The sequence below is a fragment of the Chitinophagales bacterium genome, from assembly GCA_017303415.1.
Classification (GTDB): domain Bacteria; phylum Bacteroidota; class Bacteroidia; order Chitinophagales; family Chitinophagaceae; genus SpSt-398.
In genome coordinates this window covers 396,313-419,860 of sequence record JAFLBJ010000001.1, presented here as the reverse complement: position 1 = coordinate 419,860, position 23,548 = coordinate 396,313, and the positions used below count along the sequence as shown (strand labels likewise).

Below are 23,548 nucleotides of genomic sequence, written 5' to 3'. Positions count from 1 at the left end.
GCCTCACGTCTCACGTTTCTCGATCAGAAGAAGTTAACTCCCACATTCCACCCCAACCAGCCATTCACAAAGGGCCCAAAGTCGTAGGTCCTGGCATAGGTGGGAATTATGGGATACTTGTATCCGGCGACTCCGGTGGTTTGTTTGGAGAAAAGAACATTCAGTGCGGGGCCTCCATAGATGGAGATGAATTTATTGATCTTGAGATTGAGGTTTAACTGTGCGCGGTTTAGCAAATTGATATTATCCCAACTACCGGCATAGAGATATTGAGAGATGACCTCGGGATTGAAGAACAATGTTTTCTTTTTATTAAATGGCAAATCACTTCCCAATCCATACCCAAAGGCAAAGAGTTTATTCTTGTCATCTGATCGCATACCCGCCTGCAGGATGCTGTAAAATTTCGAATTCCCGGTTTTAAAGGCGGCGTTCACATCCGTCATATCATTGGCGGTGATGCTGAGTTTGTGGTAGCCATTGAGCACAATATTGATCAATCCGATGCTATAGCCGTCTGAGGAATCGACAATATTGATAAGGCCAAACTGTACCCCTTTTAATCTTTTGGCATAGTTGATCACCCCGGCGATCTGCACTCCGTTCATACTCCGGTTGCTGAAATTAAATACGCCACCAAGTTGTACACCCTTTACAGTATTGCGGGCATAGTTGCCTACACCTGCGGCCTGCCAGCCACGAACACTATCATTGACATGGTTGTACACACCACCCACCTGAAAACCTTTGAAAGCGCCTCTTACATAGTTACTCACACCGGCAGCCTGAAAGCCAAAGGTGGAACCCAGATTGGTATTGTGAACCCCGGCAAGCTGCATACCTCTGACCTCACCGCCTACGATATTGAATACACCAGCGCCCTGGAAGAAATGAACATCTTTTTTATCAATATTAAAAATCCCCCCTAATTCGATACCCTGTGTGCCAGCCGTATAGCCACCCAATACATTCAGCGAAAATTTATTGATGACCTGTGAACTTAGTTTGCCGTGTGAACTTAACCCGGGTATCAGGGAAACCTGGAAGGGTCTTTCGGTAAAGAACTTTTTCAGGTTGAGACTTTGGATCTTTTGACCAGAGGTAAGCAGGAATTTCCCCATGCCTGTGCGCTCCACTTTTCCCAGGTCCGCATACGAGAGCGAATCAGTGGGAATGATCTTAGTGGCCTGCAGCGAATCGGGTATCAGATAATCCAATGGGGTAACAGTCGTGTTTTCCTCGGCATCTGTAGAAGGAATCATGGTAATGGTTACCTCCTGGGTATGACGCGGAGAGAGTTTGATCATGGTATCCGCATAGAATTCCTTGCTCACATATAATTCGATCGCTGAGGCCTTGCTGCTTTTAAACCTGAGTTTAAAATACCCTTCGTGATTGGTCAATGCGGCCACAAGAAGTTTTTTCTCATACACACTCGCATCACGAATGGCGAGACCGTTATTTTCGTTGTACACAAAACCGGAGATGGTAAAGATCCGGTCTTCTTTTTCTTCCACTTTTGTTACCATCGTCATCCGGATCGGGGCTTTCTTGATGATGATGAAATTGCCACTTTCCTTAAACTCGTAGGAGTTATTGAATAAAAGGGAAAGAACTTCTTTTACCGATCTGTTGGAAATGGATAAATTGACCAGGCTGTCTTTATTGATGATGCTGGAATTATAGGAGAAGTAGAAATCGCCTTTGTTGCTGATGATCTCGAGGACGTTATCAAGACGCTGGTTCTTGATGTTCAGCGATATAGGTTTTGACAGCAACTGGGCGGTACTTACCGTAGCGCTAAAGGCGATAGCCAGGATGATCAAAATAGCTTTGACGGGCTTATTTGGCCGGATATGGAGAAGACATTCCATGGAAAATATTATTCGAGGATGATCCTGTTTTCTTCCTTGGTGACCTTGATATCAAAGGTCAGGCTGATAACTTTGAGTACTTGTTCCAGGGATTCATTATTAAAGGTGGCGTTCATGGGGAGGTTACGCAGTTCTTCACGCCCGATCACGATATCAGTTTGATAGGCTTGCCGAATCACTTCTACCAGTTTCCAGAGCGGGGTATTGTCACATACAAATTCCTTGCTACGGTAATAGTTATAGAGTTTGTCGGATACCTTTTCTTTTGCAATGGTTCCTCCCGAGTTAAAAACGATCCTCTCTCCCGCACGCAACTCGACCGACTGGCCCGATGTAGTTACACGTACTATGCCTGTTTCTACAATGATCTCGGTACTTTCTTTTTCCGCTTTGATATTAAAAGAGGTACCTACTACGGTCACTTCAATACTATCAACGGAAATGATAAAGGGTTTTTTCTTATCGGGAGTGATATTGAAAAAGGCTTCGCCTTTCAGCGCAACCGCTCTTTTATCTCCCTTGAATTTGGAAGGATAGGAGAGTGAAGAAGCTTTGTTCAGGGTGATGATGGAGCCGTCTGAGAGGGTATCAATCTTAACTTCATTGCCAGAGTTGAGTGCCAGTTGTTGAACCTGATTTTTATTGATCAGCAAATATCCAATTAACCCTATGCCGGCTATGAGAATTATGGATGCTGCTACCCTGGAAAAAACGGATTTCACGGATTTGTCGGATTTCAAGGATGGAGATGAATCTGCCTCATTCGTCTCATCTGCGTAATTCGTGGTTTCCGCGTAATCATTCTTTTTAATCCGATGTTGTAGTTTCTGCCATGCTTTATCTTCATCAACTTCGGCAGTAACGGCCAATGTTTGGGCGGCATCCCAAATGGTTTTGAACTGGTCAAAGTATTGCTGGTTTTCCTTTTTATCGGCGATCCAGGTGGATACTTGCTGGCGTTCTTCGGGTGATGCCTCATCCAGCAGGTATTTTACCAGCAGTTCATCGGTGATATGGTTGAAATTTGTCTCCAGGATCATTGATTTTTAAGATGGCAAGATCAGGATTAGTAAAACGGTCAGGCAGTCGGCTAGGTTGGTTCTTAATATTTTCAGGGCTTTGCCCATTTGGTTTTCTACGGTTTTGATGGAAATATTCAACCGGTCGGCAATTTCTTTATACTTCAGTTCTTCAAAGCGGCTCATTTGAAAGATGGTCCGGCATTGTTCCGGAAGTTCATTCAGGGCGCTGCGCAGGCGGCCTTCCAATTCTTTGGCAATGACCTTTTTAGCTGCGTTATCGCTTTGATTTTTCAGGCTGTAGGCGACTCGGAGTTGATGATCGGACCGCACTTTTTGATGTTTGATATAATTCAGGCACTCATGGTAGACAGCTTTGTAGAGGTAGGCTTGAACGCTGCCGGTGAGATTCAGGTTTTCGGACCGGTCCCAGAGTTTGAAGTAAACCTGTTGTACCATTTCCTCCGCCTGGTCATTGTCCTTCAGCATAGTGAAAGCATAGGCATGCAGGTTTTTATAGTATTGTTTAAAAACCTGTTCAAAGGCAGCCGGGTCCTTCCTCATGAGTAGGGAGGCGGTGGTATCCTTTTCCAATTCCATGCTTGCTTGTCTGTAGCCCGTTTCTATTTGTAAAGCGGCCTCCAAAAGTATATTTAATGTATAACAAGCAAGTAATCGTTTACCCCTATTTGGCGGTAAAGATTATTTAGGAATTGATATTCAGTGATTTCGCAGGGAGAAAATGCGGAGGGAGGTTTATGAAGCCTCGGTCAGCCGGGTAAATTCCGTGCCGCTGAAGAGGCGGCTGCAGGCGAGCTTTTTGGTGCTTTGCCATTCGTCCTTGCGGCCTTCGGCCACAATGCGCCAAAAATTCTTCTTTTTGAGTTCTTCGTAATCGTTAGTGAAGATGAAGACTCCGTTGATCGATTCCCGGTTTTTAAAATGAATGCACAACATTTTATTCTTCCGGTTGTTGGCGAGAATGAATTGTTCGATAAGTTCGTTCGTCATATTTTGATTTTAAAGAGCAAGCCTTTTGGAGGCGCTGTGCCGGTAAAGGTAATCATTTCCCCCCGCCTTGAATTGATTATTTATTCGGACCAATCAGCCGAAAGTTTCTTACCTTTCAATCCACTGCTCTTGAGACGATTACCAACGTTAGCTTTTGCTCCGGCATCAGCCACTTTATCAATCAATAATAATTTAGCACAATGCCTCGCTCTGTGATAACCGGCTCAGGATGCTATATTCCTACACTGACCAGGACTAATCAGGATTTTTCCCAACAGCCTTTTTATGCCGAAGGGCAGGTTTTGCCCATTCCCTCTGCTGATATCGTCCGGAAATTCCGGATGATCACGGGTATTGAGGAAAGAAGATATGTTACCCCCGAACAGTTGGCTTCGGGTATTGGGACATTGGCGGCCAGGAATGCCCTGACCGATAGTGGTGTTGATCCGGAATCCATCGACCAATTGATCGTGGCGCATAATTTTGGGAATGTCCTACCCGATACGATCCAGTCTGCCTCTGTGCCATCGCTGGCCTGTATCATCAAGCACGAGTTAGGTATTCGCAATCCTGGCTGCATTGCCTATGATGTATTGTTTGGATGTCCGGGCTGGCTACAAGGAATCATTCAGGCCGATGCCTTCTTTAAGGCGGGGATTGCCAAAAAAGCCCTGATCATTGGCACCGAAACGCTTTCGCGGGTGATCGATCCATTTGACCGGGACAGCATGATCTTTAGTGATGGCGCCGGCGCGGTGGTGTTGGAATACAAGGAGGATAGTCCCACTCAGCAAGGTATTCTATCTGCCAGTGTACAAACACATTCCCTCGACGAAGTGGAATATATCAATATGGGAAGTTCCGCACAGCCGGGAAGTGATCCTCATGTGCGGTATATAAAAATGAAAGGACGAAAGGTGTATGAGTATGCCCTTTTGCATGTACCGGCGGCGATGAAGGATTGTATTGATAAAAGTGGCGTAGATATCCGCGATATCAAAAAGATATTTATCCATCAGGCCAATGAAAAAATGGATGAGGCTATTATTCAGCGGCTCTATCAATTATACGATATACCGGTACCAGCCGATGTGATGCCGATGAGTATTAAATGGCTTGGTAACAGTTCGGTGGCTACGATACCCACATTGTACGACCTGGTACGCAAGGACCAATTGGCCCCTCATTCACTTACGCCAGGCGATGTGATATTGTTTGCCTCGGTAGGGGCCGGGATGAATATCAATGCGGTTTGTTACCGGTATTGAGGAGTATTATTTGGCCAACTTCTTTACATCAACTGCTACCCAGCCACGTTCACCAGCCTGCAATTCATACTGCACTTTGTCATTGGCCTGAACGGCTTCCAGCAGTCCGCTGTTGTGAAAGAAGATCCTTTCTTTGTTTAAGCCATCCAGAATGAACCCAAATCCTTTTTCATCATTAAAGAATTGTACGACACCTGAGCGTGAGTCGTCCCTTTCGTTACCGGCGGGGATACCGATCTGGATATCTTCTACATTGATGACCTTTCGGCTTCTGGGATCGGGAGGGGAGTCGGTGATATTGCCATTTTCGTCAACATAGGCCATCATATCTTCCAGGCTTTTGCCTTTTTTCGCATTCAGCTTACGCTCTTCCATCTTTTCCTGCTTGTCTTTGCGTTGCTTTTGCTTTTTCTGTTCTTTGTTCTTTTTGTTGAATGTTTCCCTTGATTTTGCCATAGTTCAATAACCGGGTGTTTTTTTAATTAAATATAAATGGATCAACTTGTGGTTTCGATCCAGCTTTTTTTGTTTTGTTTTATCCAGTTGAATACTGAGCGTTCGCTTTTGATATCGGCTGGAAGCTGATGCGCGATCTTGCTTTCCAATTGCCTTACTTCTTTCAGGCTCAGTGCGCCCAATGCCGAATCACAGGCATTGATCAGAAACAGGACCTGGTTACCATTGAAGGGATCGAATACCCTGCGAGAGGGTTCGCCCTGGTACAGGATGCTTGCTGGCTCATCTTCGAGGGCCCACCGATAATGAATAAAGTTCAGATCTTGTTTTGCAAAAGGCATTCTGTGGATTTAGGGATAAAGCCAAAAGCATGGCAGGGAAGTTTTTCTCTGCTCATGCCTCGGTTTACAGGGGTACGGATTGTATATCAGGATTGATTGATCAGTTGCTGATTACCAACGACCACCGCCACTACCACCGCGTTGCGTACGGTTTTCTCTTTCACGGGCCACGCTGATGGAGATCGCGCGTCCTTCCAGTTCTTTGTTGTTCAGGGCAGCCATTGCCTTGTTGGCGTCGTCATCGGAGGTCATTTCCACAAAACCAAATCCACGGCTTTGACCGGTATCCCGATTGGTGATGATCTTGGCAGAAGTTACTTCGCCAAAAGCGCTGAATAATTTTTTTAGGTCCTCTTCCTGCACATGAAAGCCCAGGTTAGATACATACATGTTCATAAATAAAAATTGATTGATTTAAAAAATGTGACAGAAGGACTTCAGCAGGTGTAAAGAGGAGGAGAAATTGTTACAGAAACGAAGTGTAAGAATTAAAACTGATCCTGACTAAATGATGGAGAACTTATGTTCACATATTGAAGGTAGGTTATTATTCCCAGCTTCTGACAGCAAGTGGTATAATTAATGACGTTTCGATACATGGCACCCTGAGGGGCAAGGGGTTAGCCTTTAATTCCAACTATTCTTTAACACTTTCATCAAAAACCGCTCCTACATATACTGTATCCGCACTCTTACCCAACTTCACCGCCCGGTTGGGTTTTTCTTTTAATTCCCAATCGCCATTCACAGTGAACTTGACTTCACCGGAGTTATAACCCGTGACCCACTCAATGGTGGAGCCATACAGCGAATCTTTTACAATGGCCTGAAGTGGATAGTCTTCATCCCAGCTAAGCGGGCCACCTCCACCACGGATACCGACTGTTTCGATATCCTTTTTTCCCTTTATCTCAAGGGTAATGATAATTGTTTTTTTGTAGGCTTTCTGTACACAGGCAGGGAGCAGAAAGAGAGCAATCGTTATCAGGAAAAGGATTGATTTCATGGTTTTAGTTTTTTGTAAAGAAGATAATCGAGACCAAATCGGCCACTACCCATGATCATGAGTTGAAGGGCAAGACATAGAAAGCCGAGGGCGGGCAGCATGGACCACAGGCCATTGCCCCATTGTTGGGCAAAGGCGGCCACGGCCATGGTACATACCAGGAGAAAGGAGAAAATACGGGTTTGGAACCCCAGTATCCAGGCAATTCCGCCGATGCCTTCGCTAAAGGCACCCATCCAGGCAAAGAAAACGGGGAAGGCCTTGAAGATCCCGCCATAGGCGCTGACGTCTTCCGGAAACCAGTAGGCTACCTCAAAGAAACCCAGGTTACGGTCGGATTCGCTCCAGGGGAGACCAAATTTTGGGGCTCCGAATTCTACGGTCATCAGGTAGCCGGCGGCAATGCGTGGGAGGCTGAGGATCAGGTCCTGCCACCAAAAAGGAAGATGGATCGGGGCAGTGATTCGTTTAAAAAGTTTTCGCATGTCAATTTGTATTTGACAGCAAATGTGGAGGCGTGGCGGTTTCTGGTCGCCTCAGATCATGATTTGAGACAAAATTTAGTTTTTCCTCAAGGGTCGTGGAGAATAGGTATATTTAGTAACTCCACTCTGGAAAGCTTCCCGCACCGAAAACCGCTAATTTCTTCATTTAACCAAAACCAATGTTATGCGTAAAACGATCTTGTTTGCCCTGGTGGCTATTGGCTGCCTGAACTCCTGTAACGACAAACCGGCTGATAAACCCGCCGGAGAAGTGGAGAAAAAAACTGCTTCGATGGAACTGCTGCCCATGGTGGTGACCGAGCCCATAAAGGCAGCCTTTGAAGCTTTTTCGAAAAAGGATGTGGATGGATTTACCGCCGGACTGGCAGAGGATGTCCGTTATTTCTGGTCATCGGGCGACAGCCTGATCGGCAAGCAGGCGGTAAAGGATTATTATTCCAGGCGCTTTGCCCTCCTTGACACGATCACCTTTACCGACCATATTTTTGTTCCCCTGCAAATGTATGAACCCCAGTCAGCCAATGTCCCAACCGGAAAATGGATACTTCATTGGGCCAATGCACATGCTACCTATAAGAACAGCAAGCATATTAATTTCTGGGTACACCAGGTCAACCACTATAATGAGGCCGGTATGATCGATTACCAGGATCAGTATCTTGACCGGAGCCAGATCGCAGCAGCTACGGCCGGTATGAAGTAATTATTATTGCTTTTTTGCTATTTTTTGTAAGGTTTCGTGAGATTGAGCGTATTTATTGGAAAAGCAATCTATCATGAAAAAACTTTCCTGGCTGTTCCGGATCGCGGCGGCTGTCATTCTGTTTCAAACCCTGTATTTCAAATTTACCGGTCACCCGGAGAGTGTTGACCTTTTTACCAAATTGGGGGTAGAACCCTGGGGACGGATCGGCACGGGGGTCATTGAATTGATTGCCGGGGTACTCCTGCTTATTCCTTCTACGGTTATTTTCGGCGCCGTATTAGGCATCGGACTGATGGGCGGAGCCATTCTTTCGCATCTTCTTGTGATCGGTATCGAAAGCAAGGGAGATGGCGGACAATTGTTCATCCTGGCCATTGTGACCCTGGTTTGCTGCAGTATTACCGCCTATATTTTCAGGAAAGAAGGGTTGAAGTATTTTAAGAAATAGTATAGAGGATATTGACCCACGCATTGGGTTCTTTATCTTTAGCCGGAGATAGGGATAGCGGATGAATGGATCGATCATCAACATCCGCTATCCTGCTATCCCGGCAAATTTCATGACCCACAAGATTCTTCCATTTTGCCTGTTTTTGTTACTGCTTTCCTCCTGCACACACAGGTTGAAGATTCCCCATTCCCCTCAGGGAGTTGCCCCCATTACAGGAAACACATTTTACAAACAAGCCGCTGCATATAAATGGCAACAGCGTGATTCGCTTTTTCTTGATTATTTTTCAAAGGGAAATATACCCGCCCATTTTTTTCAGTTTGTGCCCATCAACGTTGCGCATACCGATTCAAACGGCAAATCACATACGATTGTTTTTTACTGCTCTCCGGACTATGCGATGATTGGTACTTCATCCAATTGGGCCCGGGTACCCCTTACTCCCATGACAGCACAGGCGCTGGCCGATAGCCTGAAGTGCTTTTTACCTACCCGTCGCATGGTGGACCTCATCTATCAACAAAGCCAGGTTAAACTCGAACCGGTGCCCATGTATGCCTTTCGCGATAGTACCGTGACCATGTGGCAACACCATTTGATCATTGAGGGACAGCGCGCGGGAAGAAAGGGTTTGATCAGTGGGATCAAAAAGGATGTGGTGATTTGCAGCGATTCCTCACTCAAAGGCCGCACCAACCGGGTGGCCATTTATGGCTGGCACAAATTGGACGGGCGTCCCATACAACCCCTGTACACCGGACATGTAAACTGGTATGCAGACTATAGTCATGGCATCCGGCTCATCTACCGAAAAATCAAGGTTGATGGAAAGTGGATGGACTATGAAAACTTCTTTCGCGATCCTCTGCTAATCCCGGCACTGTTTGATGAAGCCGGTCAACTACAGTTGCGATCAGATTTTTAAACCTTTAATTATGCTTGATCAATCTTCTTTTTTCATGGGCTTCCAGGATTGGTCCTGAAAGGCGGAGGCCGCATTGAAGTTTGGATTGTTGCTTAAGACAAAGGAAGATCCGTCGCCCCGGCTCCAAACATGATTATATCCGGCAGACACTTCATACTTGCCTGTTTCATCGGTGAAGTTTTCGACCTCCCGAATTGTTTTTATAAAATCCGTATGCATTTTATCATTGGAGGAGGTTTGTGTGGCTTCCCAGCTGCGCATCTGGTTGTCCATATCCTTTAACCGCTGATTTCCCTGTTGAATGGCCTGCTCTCCGATCTGGCGGGTGCGTTCATCCATCAACCTGATCTTTTCCCAATGGGTACGGTTACTTTGCTGACGAGCCTGCAGCCAGAAATTATTGACCGCATTGGTATATTCTATATTGCTTCGCATGCTGGCCATGATTGCCGAGAATAATACTTTGGCCTGTTCCTTTTCCCCCGCGGGGTATTTGAAAACGGTCTTCTTTGTGATGGCGGTGGTAAAGTTCTTATCATAGCCGCCTGTGTACATGTTGGGAACCATGACTTCGGTGACCACCGAGCAGAGCAGTACAAAGCCTTCGGTCCCATCCTTCCACTTCAGTTCTGCATTAACGGCTGTAGGAAAACTCTGAACACCCGAAGCTCCGTATTGCATCAGTTCAGCCTTGCTTTTCTCCACCATTACCTGCATCTCTTTTACCACGGCCGGATTTGGTTGCACGTTCATGATCTCCGGGTGTCCCAGTTCCTGGGCAAAGTTGTTCTTCAGGTATTGTTCAGCATCTATGGGTTCGTTATAGGAACAATAGGGAGAAGACCCTGCAGCCGCCCTGCTGAATTGAAGGGTCTCCTGATTCGTAGTCCATGACATGATATTCTGCGGCAGGAATTCAAGCGAGAATTTTCCATCTGGTGAACTGGCTTTAAGCCAACTGTTGTTACCGGCACAGGTTTGTCCCGGCATAATCCAGATCACTTCACTTTCCTGTTTCCAACCTTTTGGTAATAACAGGCTGTAGGCTTCAACAGGTTGTGTAAAGCCCTGTTTATCCAATACCCGCACGCGCTCAAATACAGTATAATCCTTGCCTTCTACAAATTGTTTGGAGGATTCGCCCTGGGTGGTTGGATCGCCGGGGTTGGAAGAATTTTCATTACAACTGGTGCTCATAAATGGCAGAATGGTGATTAGAATTTTCAAAGAATGGAGAAGTTTCATACAGTTTAACCTTGAAGTGGTATTTGAATATATGAAATTCTCCAATAATTACCTCACACCAAATATGTCTGTTGATCCAGCAGGAGTTACATCAGAAAATCAATCTCTATATCAGCTACTCCACGCATAAAGGGTAAATCGGAAGCATTGTTTTGATTGGGCATCACAGGTGTGGCACCGCCTTTGTACAGAGGCGCCTCGATAGTGATGCGTCCTTTGATAAAGGGGTAAATATTGATGGCCGTATTCGGTTTCTTGAACAGTTGGAAATAGGGTTTTCCCACGCCTCCAATTGTATTGTTTACCGAGATCACATAACGCGTGTTTTCAGTAATTGCCACCACGGGGGTTATTGCCGAGTAAGCAAATTGCCCTGCATCGGTTACCGTTACAGTTGTTTGTGCCAGGGAGGCACCGGTAGCAAAATCCCAGAGGGTGACGGTATAAGCTCCGGCCGCTGGCATACGACAGCCCAGTTTGCGGATCGTACCTGCCGTATTGCTATAAAACTTAAAACCAAAGTTCGCTGGAGAGTTTGCTTGCGAATAGATCGTATCCGCCGGTGTTTTGGCCTCAACGGCGGTTTTCAATGGCGTTTCAATGTTATCCGGTGGTGGATCCTCAGTCTTTTCCTTTTTGCAGGACAAAAATACCAGGCTCAGCGCCAGGGATAGAATGGTAGCTTTTTTCATACATTTTGTTTGTGACACAAAACTGCAGGAGAAAAGAGAGGGGGGAAATAATCAATTTGTAGTAGGGGTGGGGGTTACGGAGATACAAAGGCATACCGGCATATGCTTCCATATCTTTAAATCACCCCTATGGTTCTACCATTCAATATTCGATTTACCTGGATAAATAATAAGTAATCAAAACGAGTCAATTGCCCCTACTCCAAGGGCCCATAATTTTTTATTTAATGCTGGGATTTCTGTGTTAATGATCTGATCGGCCTGTGTCTTTAAGATTGTCCATTGTGCATCGAGTTCTTTTTTTCGATCCAGCGAAGATTGGTTTACCTGAGGGATATCACTTTCGGTTTGATTGAGCAGGAAAAGATAATTGGCCGTAAACTTATTATCAAAATTATCGACATCATCATAAGCCTTGGCCTTTCGTTGCACCATTTCTTCGTCCCAGGCTTTCATTCGAGCGATCAAGCCATTGGCCTCTTTGCGTAGCGAATCATTTTGGCTGGTAGAAGGTAAAGCCGCCAACACGGTCTCTAACCGGATTCTCATTCCATTTAATTTATTTACGAGCTGATGCATTTCTGTCACCTTGTTTTCCATTTCCCACATGATGGCATGATACGCTTCGTAGTCCTGCGACGTGGTGCGGTAGTTGGGATTGGGTAAGATGGTAGCTTTTGTTTCAACCGATTTATTACCTGCAGTCAGCACCATTCGATAGGTACCCGGTATGGCCTTGTGACCGGCATAGCTGCTTTCAATGTACACATCAGGTACACCCAGGAGGGTGGCATGACGTAAGTTCCAAACAAACCGGTTCAATCCTTTCTTAGCTGGTAATACCGGTGAAGGTTCGGGGCCACCATCATAGCGACGGTAATTGCTGTCTGCCACCGAGGAGATTACCCTCACCAGTTGATTTTTTTCATTGAAAACTTGCAGGGTGATATTATCCGTGGGTTTTAATTCGGGTAATTGATAGTACAAGGTGATACCTGTAGCGGGATTGATACCCCGCGAGGTACTTGTGCCGGTAAAGGCTTCATCACTTTCATCGAGTTCACTGTAGCCGGTAAGGAGCATGGTATTCACCGGTTGATACAGGTGTAATACAGTATCGGCTTTGCTGTACTGGCGGATCACCGACAGATCGTCGAGTATCCAAATGGCGCGGCCGCCGGTTGCAGCAATCAGGTTACCCTCTTTTATCATCAGGTCATGAACAGGTGTGACGGGCAGGTTGAGTTGAAACGGTGACCAATCTTTGCCCCCATTCCATGAAATATATACACCCGTTTCAGTACCCGCATAGAGCAGGTCCTTTCGCACCGGATCCTCACGCAGTACGCGGGTAAAGGCGCCCGTGGGAATACCGTTATCAATGCGGGTCCAGGTTTTGCCGTAGTTGGTAGTTTTATATAATCCCGGCGTTTTATCATTGAATTTATAGCGCGTGGTGGCGATATAGGCAGTGGCTTTGTCAAAGGCCGATAACTCGATCGCATTGACCAGACATTCGGGAAGTCCGGCAGGTGTTACGTTTGTCCAGGTCTTCCCATTGTCGCGGGTGATATGCACCAGCCCGTCATCACTGCCTGTCCAGATCACACCGGCTTCACTTGCTGATTCTGCCACATACGCGAGGGTGCCATAGTTTTCCGCGCCCACTGCCTCGTTTGTATAGGGCACACCCATCTTTCCTTGTTTGCTTTTATCATTTCTTGTGAGGTCGGGGGAAACTTCGGTCCAGTGTTTACCCAGGTCATCCGTACGGAGCAGCACCTGGGCTCCATGGTAAAACACCCGTGGATCATGTTTGGAACAGATGATGGGAGCGTTCCAGGCATAGCGGTATTTCATGTCTTTCGCATCGCGGCCCAGGTATTGGATCGGTGCGGCCATCACATTTGTTCCTGCATTGGTTTTGGTATCCAGAAACTCGATCGTACCGAGGTAACTTCCGCCTGCCACATAGCGCGGATCATCCGGATTGAAGGCCAGAAAGGCGCTTTCACCACCGGCGGAGCTGCGCCAGCTACGGGGAGTGATGCCACTTCCGCCAATTTCGCGGCTTGCGATACTGACGCTGCTATTATCCTGTTGCCCGCTGTAGATGCGGTAGGGAAATTGGTTATCGGTATTGAGACGATAAAACTGACCCGTAGGCATATTGCTTTGTGTGCTCCATGATTGGCCACTATTAAAACTGACCACTGAACCGCCGTCATCCGAGAGGATCATGTTATTCGCGTTATCGGGATTGATCCAGAGATCATGATAATCACCATGCATACCCGACACCTGGCTCCAGGTCTTGCCGCCGTCGGAGGATTTCAGGGCCGGGGCACTCAGGACATAGACCAGGTCTTCGTTTTTTGGATCTGCAAAAACTTCAATATAGTACCAGGCCCTTTGCACCAGGCGGTGGTCTTTACTTACCAATGACCAGGATTGACCGCTGTTTGAAGACACGAACAGGCCTCCCTGTTCTTTTTGCGTATCGCTTTCTATCAGCGCATACACTTTTTCCGGGTTGGCCCGGCTCACGGAGATGGCCATTTTACCCAACTCTTTGGGAAGACCCTCTTCGATCTTTTGCCAGGTTTCGCCAGCATCGGTTGATTTATAGAGGCCACTGCCTGGTCCGCCACTGATAACCTGCCAGGGGCGGCGACCGTGTTCCCACATAGCGGCATAGAGGATGCGGGGGTTGTTCATATCCATGGACAGTTCCGCGCAGCCGGTACGTTCATTAACGAATAAGATATTTTTCCAGGTCTTGCCACCATCGGTGGATTTATAGATCCCTCTTTCCTTGTTCGGGCCATAGAGGGCACCCTGGGCGGCGACGTACACGATATCCGGATTTCGCGGATCGATCTGTATCCGGGAGATATGTTGCGTTTCATCCAGTCCCGTTTTTTTCCAGGTTTTACCAGCGTCGGTGGATTTATACATTCCATCGCCATGCGAGGTCATTACCCCGCGTATGGCATGTTCGCCCATGCCCACGTACACCACATTTGCATCGCTTTCGGCCACGGCCACGGCGCCAACCGAGCTCGTAGTAAAGAAGCCATCCGAGATATTTCTCCAGGTAATGCCCATGTCGTCGGTTTTCCAGAGGCCGCCTCCGGTGGTACCCATATAGTACACCATGGGGTTGCCCTTTACGCCTGTGGCACAGTTTGAGCGGCCACCCCGAAAGGGGCCGATATTGCGCCATTTCACGGCTTTGAATACGGCGTTGTAATCAGTGGTGTCTTTTTTTGGCTGGGAAATGCTCAATTGGCAAATGCTCAGCAGAACGAGCAGGGGCAGAAGTTTACGCATGGGAGAGTTTTGGTAGTAATAGGGCTAATATAAGGATTCTTGGGAGAGATTGACCGCAGAGATGCAGAGGCGCAGAGGAGAAATCAGTTTTCGCTGTACTGCGATTTAACTATTGAAAGATTTTGGGTCTTCAGATAATATCCAGCACCATATCCAGGTTTTGGCCATGATATTCAAACTCGCCCAGTATGCGAAAGCCCTTTTTCAGGTAGTAAGTAATCGCCCTTTCATTCGAAGCCTGTACGCCGCCCCAGAGAATCAAACGTTTTTTCCCTTGTGCTTTTAACCCGGTTAGTATAAAATCAAATAACCCGCTTCCGATGCCACGGCCCTGCCATTCATCGGCTACCGAAGGGGCAAAGGTGCAGTCAGTAAAGGCGTTTAGCTCCAGGCCATAGCCTTCCAATCTGGGTGCATCATGGGGAAGAAAGCCGTATTTGATAATGGCATAGGCAATGATGGATGGTTGTTGGGGTTCTATGGCTACAAATCCCAGGTGTTGATTTTCGGGTTTATAAAAATCGCGGATGGCCTGTCTATCGTAGGGGTGAGGTCCAAACCGATGCCGCGTCTGCGGGCTCAATTTTTCGAGATAATCCAGGAGCAGGTCTTCATCCTGTGATTGGAGTGGGCGGTATACAAAGGGGGGTGGTGTGGTCATGGGGTTAAAGGTCAAATTTTTTGGAGAAAGGAGGACTGCAGGGGTGGGGAGACACAGAAACAGGGAGGTAGGAACCATAGAGGCGCAGAGACGCAGAGGATAGCAGTAGAATAACATGGCAAGGTCAAGGCTCTGTTCCCCGTAGGGGAACCGGGTTGGTGGCTTAGTAGGCTTTTGAGAAAGTAGGCGCCTTGTAAAAGAGTTGGGTGGATAATTAGTACATTTTAAGTATTGGATAATTAAAGTCAGTATTTTGGAAGTCGTACAGTTATATGACATTTTACAATTTCGCAGGTGTTGGTTACCCCAATGTTTCTTTAGAAAGAAACTGATAAATTTTATTTTTAAGAGAATCACAACAACAGAAGGTAACGCAACTATTCGTAAACTATGCTATGGTTTTCAAATTTGTTACTTAGTATTAGAAGTCGCGGCATGAATTGCAGCACTCACTCAAGCCTTGCAATAACATAATCTGCATCGATGTCTGGGAAGCCAATTCTATTATAGTAACGAATAAAGCTTGCAATCATTGATTGAGCATGAGGATCATCTAGTTTAGCAATGCGTGTAAATTCATTTAACTCTTGATAGTCGCACATTATCTTATTTTGAAAATCCAAAACGAGATTTGGGAGAAATAGGGTTCCAGGGAGAAAAAAATACCTATCAGATTTTCTAGACGCAATTAATTTAGTAATCTCCGTCAAGTTTTTTTTGCTCTTAGATTCAATATAATTCTTGAATTCTATAGTGTCTTTTAAATTTGTAGCAATTCCAAGTAAAACATTTCCTACTTTTCTTTGTCTTTCACCCTCTTGAACAAAATCACAAGTTGGAGTTAGAACTGTATAATAAACGCCATTTCGGAGAAGTATTTCACCAGCCTGATATTCTTCTCGGTTTGTAGGAAAAATATAGAATTCAAGTGGGTGAGCTTTATCAATTTTGATTTTATCATCACCAAGTATCTGCTTGATATTTTCTTTGGAAAGTGAGTTTGAAAATCTTCTAAGCAAGAGATAGCCTAAAGACACATCACCTTTGCCTGGGACAAAAATAGTTTTTTCCGAATCAACTGTCTCCCAAAAGTATTTTCTCAAAGATTCCCTTAAGTGGCTATAAACCTGACCTTTTAATAGAGCTATTCTTGTGTCAATAATGCGTTGTATTTCTGCTTTCAGATTTTCGAAACCATCCCCTTTATTAACAACACCAACTATTTCTGATACCAAATCTTGAATTTTAATCGCATGTCCTGTATAAAATATTATCGGAATAAATGCAATCTGCTTAATCTTTTCTAAAATTTTTATTCCCGCTTTTTCATCAAAATCTTTTCCTTCCTTTTGCAAATCCAATACTACCAAGTCATAATCATTCCGTTCAATTAATGTAATGCCTTCGTCAAAGTTGGTTGTATTTTCTGTTTTTAAAACATGACCAGAAAACACCTCCCCTTCGAAGTAACTTTTCAGGTTATTACTTAAGATTTCATTATCTTCAATAAATAAAGTCCTTAAATCCATATTTAGATTCTTCGTCTGAATGTTATTTTGAATGTTGCTCCATCAAGTGGTCCATTAGCAATAAGTGTAAAGCTGCCATTATATTCAGTCACTAATTCACCAATAATTGTAAGGCCTAAACCAATTCCGTCGGGTCTTGTGCTGAAATACGGGTCAAAAATTATCTGCTGATGTTCCTCCTTTATTCCCGGGCCACTATCGCTAAATACAACGGAAAGCTCATCATCGGTTCTTTCAATATCAACCTGAATTTTTCTTTCAGAAGAAATTGTTTCCAACCAATACATTGAGTTCTGAACAAGATTTACAAAAATCATTTGAAGTTCACCATCATCAATTCGGACTAGATTTTTAGATGATGGTAATATGTAAGAAATGTTAAGCTTGGAAAATTCTCTTTTATAAAGTTCAAAGACATTTGTAATTGCATTTTCAAGAATAATGTCTTTTGGTCTACCTCGCTTCCTCCCTCCAAAGGGTTCAATGCGTTTAAATAGTTGTGCAAGAACCTTTCTTCCCTCGTTGATATTATTAAGATGGGCACTTACTTGCTTTTTATCAATTTCATTTTTCCCTAGCTCTTTCCCAAGTAAATGGGCAGAACTATCAATATTTGCAAGAAAATTGTTTCCGTCGTGCAGAATAATATCAATTAACAAACCAAGTGTTGTTAGTCGTCTATATCTTGAAAGAACATCTTGAATTTTCTTAACACCTTCTTGTATAGTGGCTTCGGTTTTGGCAATTAGCTCGTTTGCCTCCTTATCATTTGGAAGCTTGTTTTGTACAAGTTCTACTACAGGGCTAAGGGAAAAGCGGTTAAAGAGTCCATCGCGATTATCATTATTTTCATTTTCCCTTGGCCTTTCCTGATACCTTTTATCTTCAAGTTGATTAAGGATTCGCAATATAAAATCCTTAAGTTGTTCAAATGCATCGCTGTCAACGAGCCCTTCCCTGTTGCTTTGGTCTACAAAATCAGGATTTTTATCGAGTTCTATTGAAATAAACCCAATAATCTGATTATTACTAATTCTCATGGTTGGGTTATTTACCCTACGCAAATCTAATCTGGCCCAATCAAATTTCGGATCACCATAAGGAAGAACCCGAAACCCATCTCTATAGATACTTATCCCAGCAATTTCCTTAAGTGCGTCTCGAACATATTTTTTTGTTGAATCAGTTTCCTTTGCCAATTCATCTAATGAATCAGTGTCCAAATCCCAAACTCTGAAGTCAAAATCAAATGAACCTGTAAGGAATTTTTCGTCTTTTTTCAATAGAACAAAATCCGTGAGTTTAATTTCGCCTTTTTTCTTGCTTGTAAAAGTGATGGAAGGAACACCGTTATTATCCACAGTTCCCTTAATCGAATAGTTGGAACGCTTCAATGATTCGGGTGATTCGACAATACCTGAATAGGAATCAAACTCTTTTGGTAAATCTAGTTCAATCAAAAAATCCAAAATAGGCGATACTGGATTTATTAGGCGTTGTAACGCAATACGAAATTGTCTAATTTTGTCTTCATCCCAATCCGAATTAAGATTAGTAAGAACAAGCGTTGTTCCGTGGAGATCCCGCGGATATACGATAGGCTCTCTCACTTCCCATTTGCATTTCACTTCATCAAGATATAGTTCATTGTTGTCAAAGTCACTCCAATCAAAATCAACAATTACTTCATTATCCTCTTTTACCTTTGTAATTATTTGGAGGTTACTAGAAAGTTTTGCAGAAGCAAATCGACCGATTCCCTTTTCGCCCGTATACCGTCTTCCTTTTAAAGTGGATATCTTTGATAATTTCTTGGATATTGTTGCAGGTTCCATCCAGGCATTCTTTATTGTATCTATCGACATCCCGCTACCATCATCATAAATAGTTATGCTACTCCCTTCTTTAACAATTTTATTTACCATTTTCCGGCCATCTTTTTCACTAACTACGCGACCAGAGAATTTTATAGTTATTATTGAAGCGTCAGCGTCATAGCTGTTTTTGACCAACTCAAGAAGTGCGACCTTGTCATCACTGATTAATTCTTCTCCAATGGTCTTTATAATCCTTGCCCTTGGTCTTAAAATTGATGAGTCTTTTTGTATTGGAGTAACTGCCATTATTGTATATTTCTAATTGCGCTTTAGCGCGTAATTAAAATTTTCTTTATACTCTTGGCTATTTCGAAAGCCATCAACGGCGGGACTGCATTACCTATTTGTTTAAATGCTGCAGTTCTACTTATACTTTCTTTTACACCTTCAAAATAGTAGTCATCAGGGAAGGACTGTATTCTTGCAGCTTCTCGTACTGTAATTGAACGATTTTGGTGAATGTCAGGATGAATATAGTAATGACCATCTTTTGCTATGTGGGCAACAACTGTTTGCGAATGAAATTCATCTGAAGCTACGATTTTGAATCGATCATGAAATGAGGTTCTATTTCTATGCGTTTTAAGTTTGATTGGAAGATCATTGTAATTCAATCTTTCTTTATTTTGATTCCATCGTTCTACTGCTATTCTATAGATTTGTTTGTCTTGTTCTGTGTGAGGTCTAGCTATATGCTGTGTTAGAATATCAATTCCGTTCCTAATTAAGCTAGCATTTAGGTATTCATTTGTATCAGATCTGTATTTTTGGAATTTGTCATTGCCTTCTCCAGCTTGTAGTTTCGGTAAATCTGATAATAGACACTTGACTGTGTATTTCATTTCTCTTCTAATGGATTCCAAATTTGGAATATCAATATGAAGTTTTTTTTGCCAACCAATAATAATTAGTCTTTTTCGATTTTGAAGAACGCCAAAGTTATTGGCATCAAGCGTGAAAGGTTTAATTAGGTATCCCTTTTTTGAAAAGAGATTTTGCATGTTTTTAAGATGAATACCATTCCCAGCAGATTTCAATCCAATTACATTTTCAAATACAAACATTTTTGGGTTATATTTTTCAAGATATTTTCCATAATGTACGTACAAATAATTTCTTGGATCACCAGACATACCGTTGGACGACCTCGCTCTTCCAACTAAAGAATATGCTTGGCATGGAGGGCCACCAATTATCAAATCGACCTCATTACTTTTATTAAGGCTTTCAAGTCTTCTATGTATTGATGCATTTGAATTGGCTCCAATTGGAAGATTAATTACAGATTCTAGTATTTTCTCAGGAATCAAATTATAAAGTTCACGCCTGGTGATCTCGCCTTTTAAATACCTTTTGTACTCATCGAATTGTTCGTTGGATTTAAGAAAATGGTAAGCCGCCCTAGTTTTAAGAGTGAAGCAAGCAGCTTCATCCATTTCTACGTGAGCTATTGGCTCAAAACCAGCCCTTATAAATCCTTCCGATAACCCACCGGCTCCCGCGAATAAGTCAATATATCTAATCTTCTTTTCCATTCTTTATTTGACTAACAAGTTTGTCTAATGTTATTGCCTGTATATCCTTCCTCAATTCGCATTCCCAAATAGTATATACTTCCCAACCTAAAGCTTCAAGAAGTGTTTTGTTTTTGGAATCATTTATAATAGTTAATTCTATTTTTTCCTTCCACCATTTCGAACGTGTTTTCGGTAATTTGAAGTATTTACAATTTGAATGGCCATGCCAAAAGCAACCATTTATGAATAAGATCTTTCTGTATTTTGGGAATACGAGATCTGGTTTTCCAGGAAGTTTTGGAGCGTTTAGTCGATATCTTATTCCATTAGCAAACAGAAATTTCCGAACCAATATTTCCGGGTAGGTATTTTTTCCTTTAACTCGGCTCATATTGTAACTTCTGGTCACTTTGGAATGGACGTCGCCCATTATCTACTTTCTATATAAAATTATTTATATTTGTTATTAGGACCAATGACGCTACAAATTACCAATATTTTTTTGGGTATAATAGAGTGGTTGCCAGTTCACACGTTGTAGAAACTGAGCTGTTTCACATACACCGCCTCCACCAACGCCTCCAACTGAAAACCAAATTGTATCATAATCACCCGGGTTCGGGGGTCCTGGAGGTCTTGTTCCGCAGAAGACATAGCCAGTTCCAGCCACCTGCCCAGTTCCTGCCGGATATCATTTAAGTCATAAAAGCTGAAGAATTCCCGAATCACCAGGTCCGGGTTCTCCATCTCCTCTTTGGTCAACCGAATTGGCACCACAGCTATGGCCGGATTAGATACCAGGTATTTCATACTAATTCAATTATTTTATTAATAATCAATTGCTTATGATTTTAAGTGATTGAATTTGGTTATCTGTATAGCGATTATGCAAAAATATGTATAAATAATATTTGGATTCCTAATTCATACTTTTTATTTTTGGTCTGTATAAGCGTTATGCGTGAGTGAATTTTTAAGCAATATCGCCTCATTACACACGGGTCATACCATTCGATCACGAGAGGAAATTGATCCGGAGGGGGATTGTGTTTTTATCCAGGTAAAGGATTGGGAAGCGCTGGAATCTGCGGCATCTCGCAAATCGATTACTTCCCGGATTGTATCAAAAGACTTACCGGATATCCAGATTTTGAAAGACCAGGATATTTTGATCGTTTCAAAAGGAACAAACAACCGGGCTATTCTTTACAACGGTCAATTTCCAATGGCCGTAGCTGCTTCTTTTTTTACTATTGTGAGGCTAAGAAGCGAAAGGATAAAGCCGGCCTTTTTGGTTTGGTATATCAATAGCCCCAAAGCGCAGGAGTATTTTACAGCCAACAGGGCAGGAACAACTACCCTGAATTTATCGAAAAAAGCGATTGAAGATCTGCCGGTACCCATACCGTCCCTCGAAAATCAGGAAAGGATCATTCGTCTGGCAGACACACATGCGCATTATATGCGATTGATGAATGAATACCGTCATTTAACCACCAGACTTGTAGAAGGATTTTTAAATAATCAACTTAACGAAGCATAGACATGAACCGTAAACCAGATCAGGACCAAATTAATGCCGCATTGTGGGCCGCCTGCGACACTTTTAGGGGAACCGTAGATAGCAGTGATTACAAAAGCTATATCCTCAATTTCATGTTTTTGAAATACCTAAGTGATGTATGGCGTGATAAATATGAAGAATATATGACGCAGATAGGGAATGATGAGGAATTGATTATGCGGAAAATGAAACGGGAACGTTTTGTGCTGCCCGAGAATTGCACCTTTGAGTATATCCTTGAGAATAGAAATGATGATAATCTTGGCTCGCTCATCAATAAAGTGATGGAAAGGATAGAGGATGAGAATAAAGCCAAACTGGAAGGTGTTTTCAAAGATGTGGATTTTAATTCTGACCGCCTGGGAAATACCAAAGACCGTAACCGTCGCCTTCGAAACCTGATTGCCGATTTTGACAAACCTGAACTCAATTTCCGTCCTTCTGTAATTGGCACCGAAGATATTATAGGGAATGCCTACATGTATTTGATTGAACGGTTTGCCAGTGGCGCCGGGAAGAAAGGCGGTGAATTTTACACACCTCACGAAGTAAGTGAATTACTGGCCCGACTGATGATGCCCAAGGCAGGCGATCGTATTTGCGACCCCACCTGTGGTTCAGGTTCACTCTTGATTACCGTTGCGGAACAGGTTCCCTACAAGAAAGGTACAAACCTGCGGGATTGTAGTCTTTTTGGTCAGGAAAGCAATGGAGGTACCTGGGCCTTAGCTAAAATGAATATGTTTCTGCATGGTATGGATGCCGCCCATATTGAATGGGGCGATACCATCAACCAACCTCGACTGATTGAAAAGGACCATTTGATGAAGTTTGATATTGTGGTGGCCAATCCCCCCTTTTCGTTGGATAAATGGGGGGCAGAACAAGCAGCACATGATGTATATAAACGATTTTTAAGAGGGGTGCCTCCAAAAACCAAGGGCGATTATGCTTTTATCCTGCACATGATTGATACGGCAGTTGAAGGGTCTGGCAAAGCAGGCGTGATTGTACCTCATGGGGTGTTGTTCAGGGGAAGCAGCGAACGCATCATACGCGAAAGCCTGATACGGGATAATATTTTGGAAGCAGTTATTGGCCTGCCCTCCAATTTGTTTTTTGGTACGGGTATTCCGGCAGCCATACTGCTTTTTAATAAGGGTAAAAAGACCAAAGATGTGCTGTTTATCGATGCCAGCAAGGATTTTGAAAGTGGTAAAAAGCAGAATAGACTGCGTGAACCACATATTCGGAAGATTACTGATACCTACAAAGCTTTTCTAAACGGTGGCGGCGAAATGGAGAAATATGCCCACCGGGCCCCCTTTGCCGAAATCGAGAAAAATGATTTTAACCTGAATATCCCTCGCTATGTAGATACGTTTGAAAAAGAGGAAGAAGTGGATATTCCCACGGTTCAAAAACGGATTGAAGAATTGGAGGAAGAATTGGCAAAAGTGAGGGTTGAAATGAACAAGTATTTGAAGGAATTGGGGTATAAGTGATTTATAAGAAGGATCGTTTTGCTGATATCGGCAAAACGATGTGGTTAGTAAAAGTTTAGCGT

24 protein-coding genes are annotated in these 23,548 nt (G+C 43.7%); 6 read left to right on the top strand and 18 right to left on the bottom strand.

Annotation, left to right across the window (positions count from 1 at the left end; translation table 11 throughout):
• Nucleotides 1-23: 23 nt before the first annotated feature.
• The 4 genes from J0M30_01800 to J0M30_01785 all read right to left on the bottom strand — a co-directional run bounded on the left by J0M30_01800 (nt 24) and on the right by J0M30_01785 (nt 3,904).
• Nucleotides 24-1,874, bottom strand: a complete 1,851-nt coding sequence (locus tag J0M30_01800; protein MBN8666205.1) for an STN domain-containing protein — start codon at nt 1,872-1,874, stop codon at nt 24-26.
• 8 nt (nt 1,875-1,882) lie between these two features.
• Complete coding sequence (locus J0M30_01795) at nt 1,883-2,914, bottom strand: FecR domain-containing protein (protein MBN8666204.1); 1,032 nt, start codon at nt 2,912-2,914, stop codon at nt 1,883-1,885.
• 6 nt (nt 2,915-2,920) lie between these two features.
• Nucleotides 2,921-3,493: an RNA polymerase sigma-70 factor gene (locus J0M30_01790; protein ID MBN8666203.1), complete on the bottom strand. Its 573-nt coding sequence runs from the start codon at nt 3,491-3,493 to the stop codon at nt 2,921-2,923.
• A gap of 156 nt (nt 3,494-3,649) precedes the next feature.
• Nucleotides 3,650-3,904 (bottom strand): short-chain dehydrogenase, encoded by a 255-nt coding sequence (locus J0M30_01785; protein ID MBN8666202.1) that lies wholly within the window; start codon nt 3,902-3,904, stop codon nt 3,650-3,652.
• Between the two features lie 200 nt (nt 3,905-4,104).
• Between J0M30_01785 and J0M30_01780 the strand changes: the two genes are divergently transcribed.
• Nucleotides 4,105-5,172, top strand: coding sequence for a ketoacyl-ACP synthase III (locus J0M30_01780; GenBank protein MBN8666201.1), 1,068 nt, complete (start codon nt 4,105-4,107; stop codon nt 5,170-5,172).
• Between the two features lie 6 nt (nt 5,173-5,178).
• Here J0M30_01780 and J0M30_01775 read toward each other — a convergent pair whose 3' ends face one another.
• From J0M30_01775 to J0M30_01755, 5 genes are all read right to left on the bottom strand, one after another.
• Complete coding sequence (locus tag J0M30_01775; GenBank protein MBN8666200.1) at nt 5,179-5,628, bottom strand: cold shock domain-containing protein; 450 nt, start codon at nt 5,626-5,628, stop codon at nt 5,179-5,181.
• A 41-nt stretch (nt 5,629-5,669) separates the two neighbouring features.
• Nucleotides 5,670-5,969: a hypothetical protein gene (locus tag J0M30_01770; protein ID MBN8666199.1), complete on the bottom strand. Its 300-nt coding sequence runs from the start codon at nt 5,967-5,969 to the stop codon at nt 5,670-5,672.
• Nucleotides 5,970-6,080: 111 nt separating this feature from the next.
• Nucleotides 6,081-6,365, bottom strand: coding sequence for an RNA-binding protein (locus J0M30_01765; GenBank protein ID MBN8666198.1), 285 nt, complete (start codon nt 6,363-6,365; stop codon nt 6,081-6,083).
• 241 nt (nt 6,366-6,606) lie between these two features.
• The gene (locus tag J0M30_01760; GenBank protein ID MBN8666197.1) at nt 6,607-6,975 is read right to left on the bottom strand and encodes a hypothetical protein; all 369 of its coding nucleotides are present in this window, start codon (nt 6,973-6,975) and stop codon (nt 6,607-6,609) included.
• Nucleotides 6,972-7,460, bottom strand: coding sequence for a DoxX family protein (locus tag J0M30_01755; protein ID MBN8666196.1), 489 nt, complete (start codon nt 7,458-7,460; stop codon nt 6,972-6,974). Before J0M30_01755 ends, J0M30_01760 begins: the two co-directional genes overlap by 4 nt.
• Before the next feature lie 184 nt (nt 7,461-7,644).
• On the opposite strand from J0M30_01755, the gene J0M30_01750 reads away from it, so the two are divergent.
• The 3 genes from J0M30_01750 to J0M30_01740 all read left to right on the top strand — a co-directional run bounded on the left by J0M30_01750 (nt 7,645) and on the right by J0M30_01740 (nt 9,563).
• Entirely contained in the window at nt 7,645-8,184 is a 540-nt protein-coding gene (locus J0M30_01750) for a nuclear transport factor 2 family protein (protein MBN8666195.1), read from the top strand.
• A 73-nt stretch (nt 8,185-8,257) separates the two neighbouring features.
• Nucleotides 8,258-8,635 (top strand): DoxX family protein, encoded by a 378-nt coding sequence (locus J0M30_01745; protein ID MBN8666194.1) that lies wholly within the window; start codon nt 8,258-8,260, stop codon nt 8,633-8,635.
• A 112-nt stretch (nt 8,636-8,747) separates the two neighbouring features.
• The gene (locus J0M30_01740; GenBank protein ID MBN8666193.1) at nt 8,748-9,563 is read left to right on the top strand and encodes a hypothetical protein; all 816 of its coding nucleotides are present in this window, start codon (nt 8,748-8,750) and stop codon (nt 9,561-9,563) included.
• A gap of 18 nt (nt 9,564-9,581) precedes the next feature.
• Here J0M30_01740 and J0M30_01735 read toward each other — a convergent pair whose 3' ends face one another.
• The 9 genes from J0M30_01735 to J0M30_01695 form a co-directional block, all read right to left on the bottom strand.
• Nucleotides 9,582-10,790: a hypothetical protein gene (locus J0M30_01735; GenBank protein MBN8666192.1), complete on the bottom strand. Its 1,209-nt coding sequence runs from the start codon at nt 10,788-10,790 to the stop codon at nt 9,582-9,584.
• A 104-nt stretch (nt 10,791-10,894) separates the two neighbouring features.
• Nucleotides 10,895-11,500, bottom strand: a complete 606-nt coding sequence (locus J0M30_01730) for a DUF4082 domain-containing protein (GenBank protein MBN8666191.1) — start codon at nt 11,498-11,500, stop codon at nt 10,895-10,897.
• 177 nt (nt 11,501-11,677) lie between these two features.
• Complete coding sequence (locus tag J0M30_01725) at nt 11,678-14,833, bottom strand: hypothetical protein (GenBank protein ID MBN8666190.1); 3,156 nt, start codon at nt 14,831-14,833, stop codon at nt 11,678-11,680.
• A gap of 130 nt (nt 14,834-14,963) precedes the next feature.
• Nucleotides 14,964-15,494: a GNAT family N-acetyltransferase gene (locus J0M30_01720; protein ID MBN8666189.1), complete on the bottom strand. Its 531-nt coding sequence runs from the start codon at nt 15,492-15,494 to the stop codon at nt 14,964-14,966.
• A 449-nt stretch (nt 15,495-15,943) separates the two neighbouring features.
• Nucleotides 15,944-17,023, bottom strand: coding sequence for a hypothetical protein (locus tag J0M30_01715; protein MBN8666188.1), 1,080 nt, complete (start codon nt 17,021-17,023; stop codon nt 15,944-15,946).
• Between the two features lie 2 nt (nt 17,024-17,025).
• Nucleotides 17,026-19,146, bottom strand: coding sequence for an ATP-binding protein (locus J0M30_01710; GenBank protein ID MBN8666187.1), 2,121 nt, complete (start codon nt 19,144-19,146; stop codon nt 17,026-17,028).
• A 23-nt stretch (nt 19,147-19,169) separates the two neighbouring features.
• Nucleotides 19,170-20,435, bottom strand: a complete 1,266-nt coding sequence (gene dcm / locus J0M30_01705; GenBank protein ID MBN8666186.1) for a DNA (cytosine-5-)-methyltransferase — start codon at nt 20,433-20,435, stop codon at nt 19,170-19,172.
• The gene (gene vsr / locus J0M30_01700; GenBank protein MBN8666185.1) at nt 20,419-20,847 is read right to left on the bottom strand and encodes a DNA mismatch endonuclease Vsr; all 429 of its coding nucleotides are present in this window, start codon (nt 20,845-20,847) and stop codon (nt 20,419-20,421) included. The genes dcm and vsr overlap by 17 nt, the downstream gene beginning before the upstream one ends.
• A 98-nt stretch (nt 20,848-20,945) precedes the next feature.
• Entirely contained in the window at nt 20,946-21,227 is a 282-nt protein-coding gene (locus J0M30_01695; GenBank protein ID MBN8666184.1) for a hypothetical protein, read from the bottom strand.
• A gap of 151 nt (nt 21,228-21,378) precedes the next feature.
• Between J0M30_01695 and J0M30_01690 the strand changes: the two genes are divergently transcribed.
• Nucleotides 21,379-21,960, top strand: coding sequence for a restriction endonuclease subunit S (locus tag J0M30_01690; GenBank protein ID MBN8666183.1), 582 nt, complete (start codon nt 21,379-21,381; stop codon nt 21,958-21,960).
• A 2-nt stretch (nt 21,961-21,962) separates the two neighbouring features.
• Entirely contained in the window at nt 21,963-23,486 is a 1,524-nt protein-coding gene (locus J0M30_01685; protein MBN8666182.1) for a type I restriction-modification system subunit M, read from the top strand.
• Nucleotides 23,487-23,548 lie beyond the last annotated feature (62 nt).

What these genes read in the sequence shown, in the direction of transcription:
- J0M30_01750 (MBN8666195.1), top strand. Translation starts at nt 7,645, where the DNA reads ATGCGTAAAACGATCTTGTTTGCCCTGGTGGCTATTGGCTGCCTGAAC.
- J0M30_01795 (MBN8666204.1), bottom strand. Translation starts at nt 2,914, where the DNA reads ATGATCCTGGAGACAAATTTCAACCATATCACCGATGAACTGCTGGTA.
- J0M30_01720 (MBN8666189.1), bottom strand. Translation starts at nt 15,494, where the DNA reads ATGACCACACCACCCCCCTTTGTATACCGCCCACTCCAATCACAGGAT.
- J0M30_01710 (MBN8666187.1), bottom strand. Translation starts at nt 19,146, where the DNA reads ATGGCAGTTACTCCAATACAAAAAGACTCATCAATTTTAAGACCAAGG.
- J0M30_01760 (MBN8666197.1), bottom strand. Translation starts at nt 6,975, where the DNA reads ATGAAATCAATCCTTTTCCTGATAACGATTGCTCTCTTTCTGCTCCCT.
- J0M30_01785 (MBN8666202.1), bottom strand. Translation starts at nt 3,904, where the DNA reads ATGACGAACGAACTTATCGAACAATTCATTCTCGCCAACAACCGGAAG.
- J0M30_01790 (MBN8666203.1), bottom strand. Translation starts at nt 3,493, where the DNA reads ATGGAATTGGAAAAGGATACCACCGCCTCCCTACTCATGAGGAAGGAC.
- J0M30_01800 (MBN8666205.1), bottom strand. Translation starts at nt 1,874, where the DNA reads ATGGAATGTCTTCTCCATATCCGGCCAAATAAGCCCGTCAAAGCTATT.
- J0M30_01780 (MBN8666201.1), top strand. Translation starts at nt 4,105, where the DNA reads ATGCCTCGCTCTGTGATAACCGGCTCAGGATGCTATATTCCTACACTG.
- J0M30_01685 (MBN8666182.1), top strand. Translation starts at nt 21,963, where the DNA reads ATGAACCGTAAACCAGATCAGGACCAAATTAATGCCGCATTGTGGGCC.
- J0M30_01765 (MBN8666198.1), bottom strand. Translation starts at nt 6,365, where the DNA reads ATGAACATGTATGTATCTAACCTGGGCTTTCATGTGCAGGAAGAGGAC.
- dcm (MBN8666186.1), bottom strand. Translation starts at nt 20,435, where the DNA reads ATGGAAAAGAAGATTAGATATATTGACTTATTCGCGGGAGCCGGTGGG.
- J0M30_01730 (MBN8666191.1), bottom strand. Translation starts at nt 11,500, where the DNA reads ATGAAAAAAGCTACCATTCTATCCCTGGCGCTGAGCCTGGTATTTTTG.
- J0M30_01755 (MBN8666196.1), bottom strand. Translation starts at nt 7,460, where the DNA reads ATGCGAAAACTTTTTAAACGAATCACTGCCCCGATCCATCTTCCTTTT.
- J0M30_01715 (MBN8666188.1), bottom strand. Translation starts at nt 17,023, where the DNA reads ATGGATTTAAGGACTTTATTTATTGAAGATAATGAAATCTTAAGTAAT.
- J0M30_01725 (MBN8666190.1), bottom strand. Translation starts at nt 14,833, where the DNA reads ATGCGTAAACTTCTGCCCCTGCTCGTTCTGCTGAGCATTTGCCAATTG.
- J0M30_01745 (MBN8666194.1), top strand. Translation starts at nt 8,258, where the DNA reads ATGAAAAAACTTTCCTGGCTGTTCCGGATCGCGGCGGCTGTCATTCTG.
- J0M30_01770 (MBN8666199.1), bottom strand. Translation starts at nt 5,969, where the DNA reads ATGCCTTTTGCAAAACAAGATCTGAACTTTATTCATTATCGGTGGGCC.
- J0M30_01740 (MBN8666193.1), top strand. Translation starts at nt 8,748, where the DNA reads ATGACCCACAAGATTCTTCCATTTTGCCTGTTTTTGTTACTGCTTTCC.
- vsr (MBN8666185.1), bottom strand. Translation starts at nt 20,847, where the DNA reads ATGGGCGACGTCCATTCCAAAGTGACCAGAAGTTACAATATGAGCCGA.
- J0M30_01695 (MBN8666184.1), bottom strand. Translation starts at nt 21,227, where the DNA reads ATGAAATACCTGGTATCTAATCCGGCCATAGCTGTGGTGCCAATTCGG.
- J0M30_01775 (MBN8666200.1), bottom strand. Translation starts at nt 5,628, where the DNA reads ATGGCAAAATCAAGGGAAACATTCAACAAAAAGAACAAAGAACAGAAA.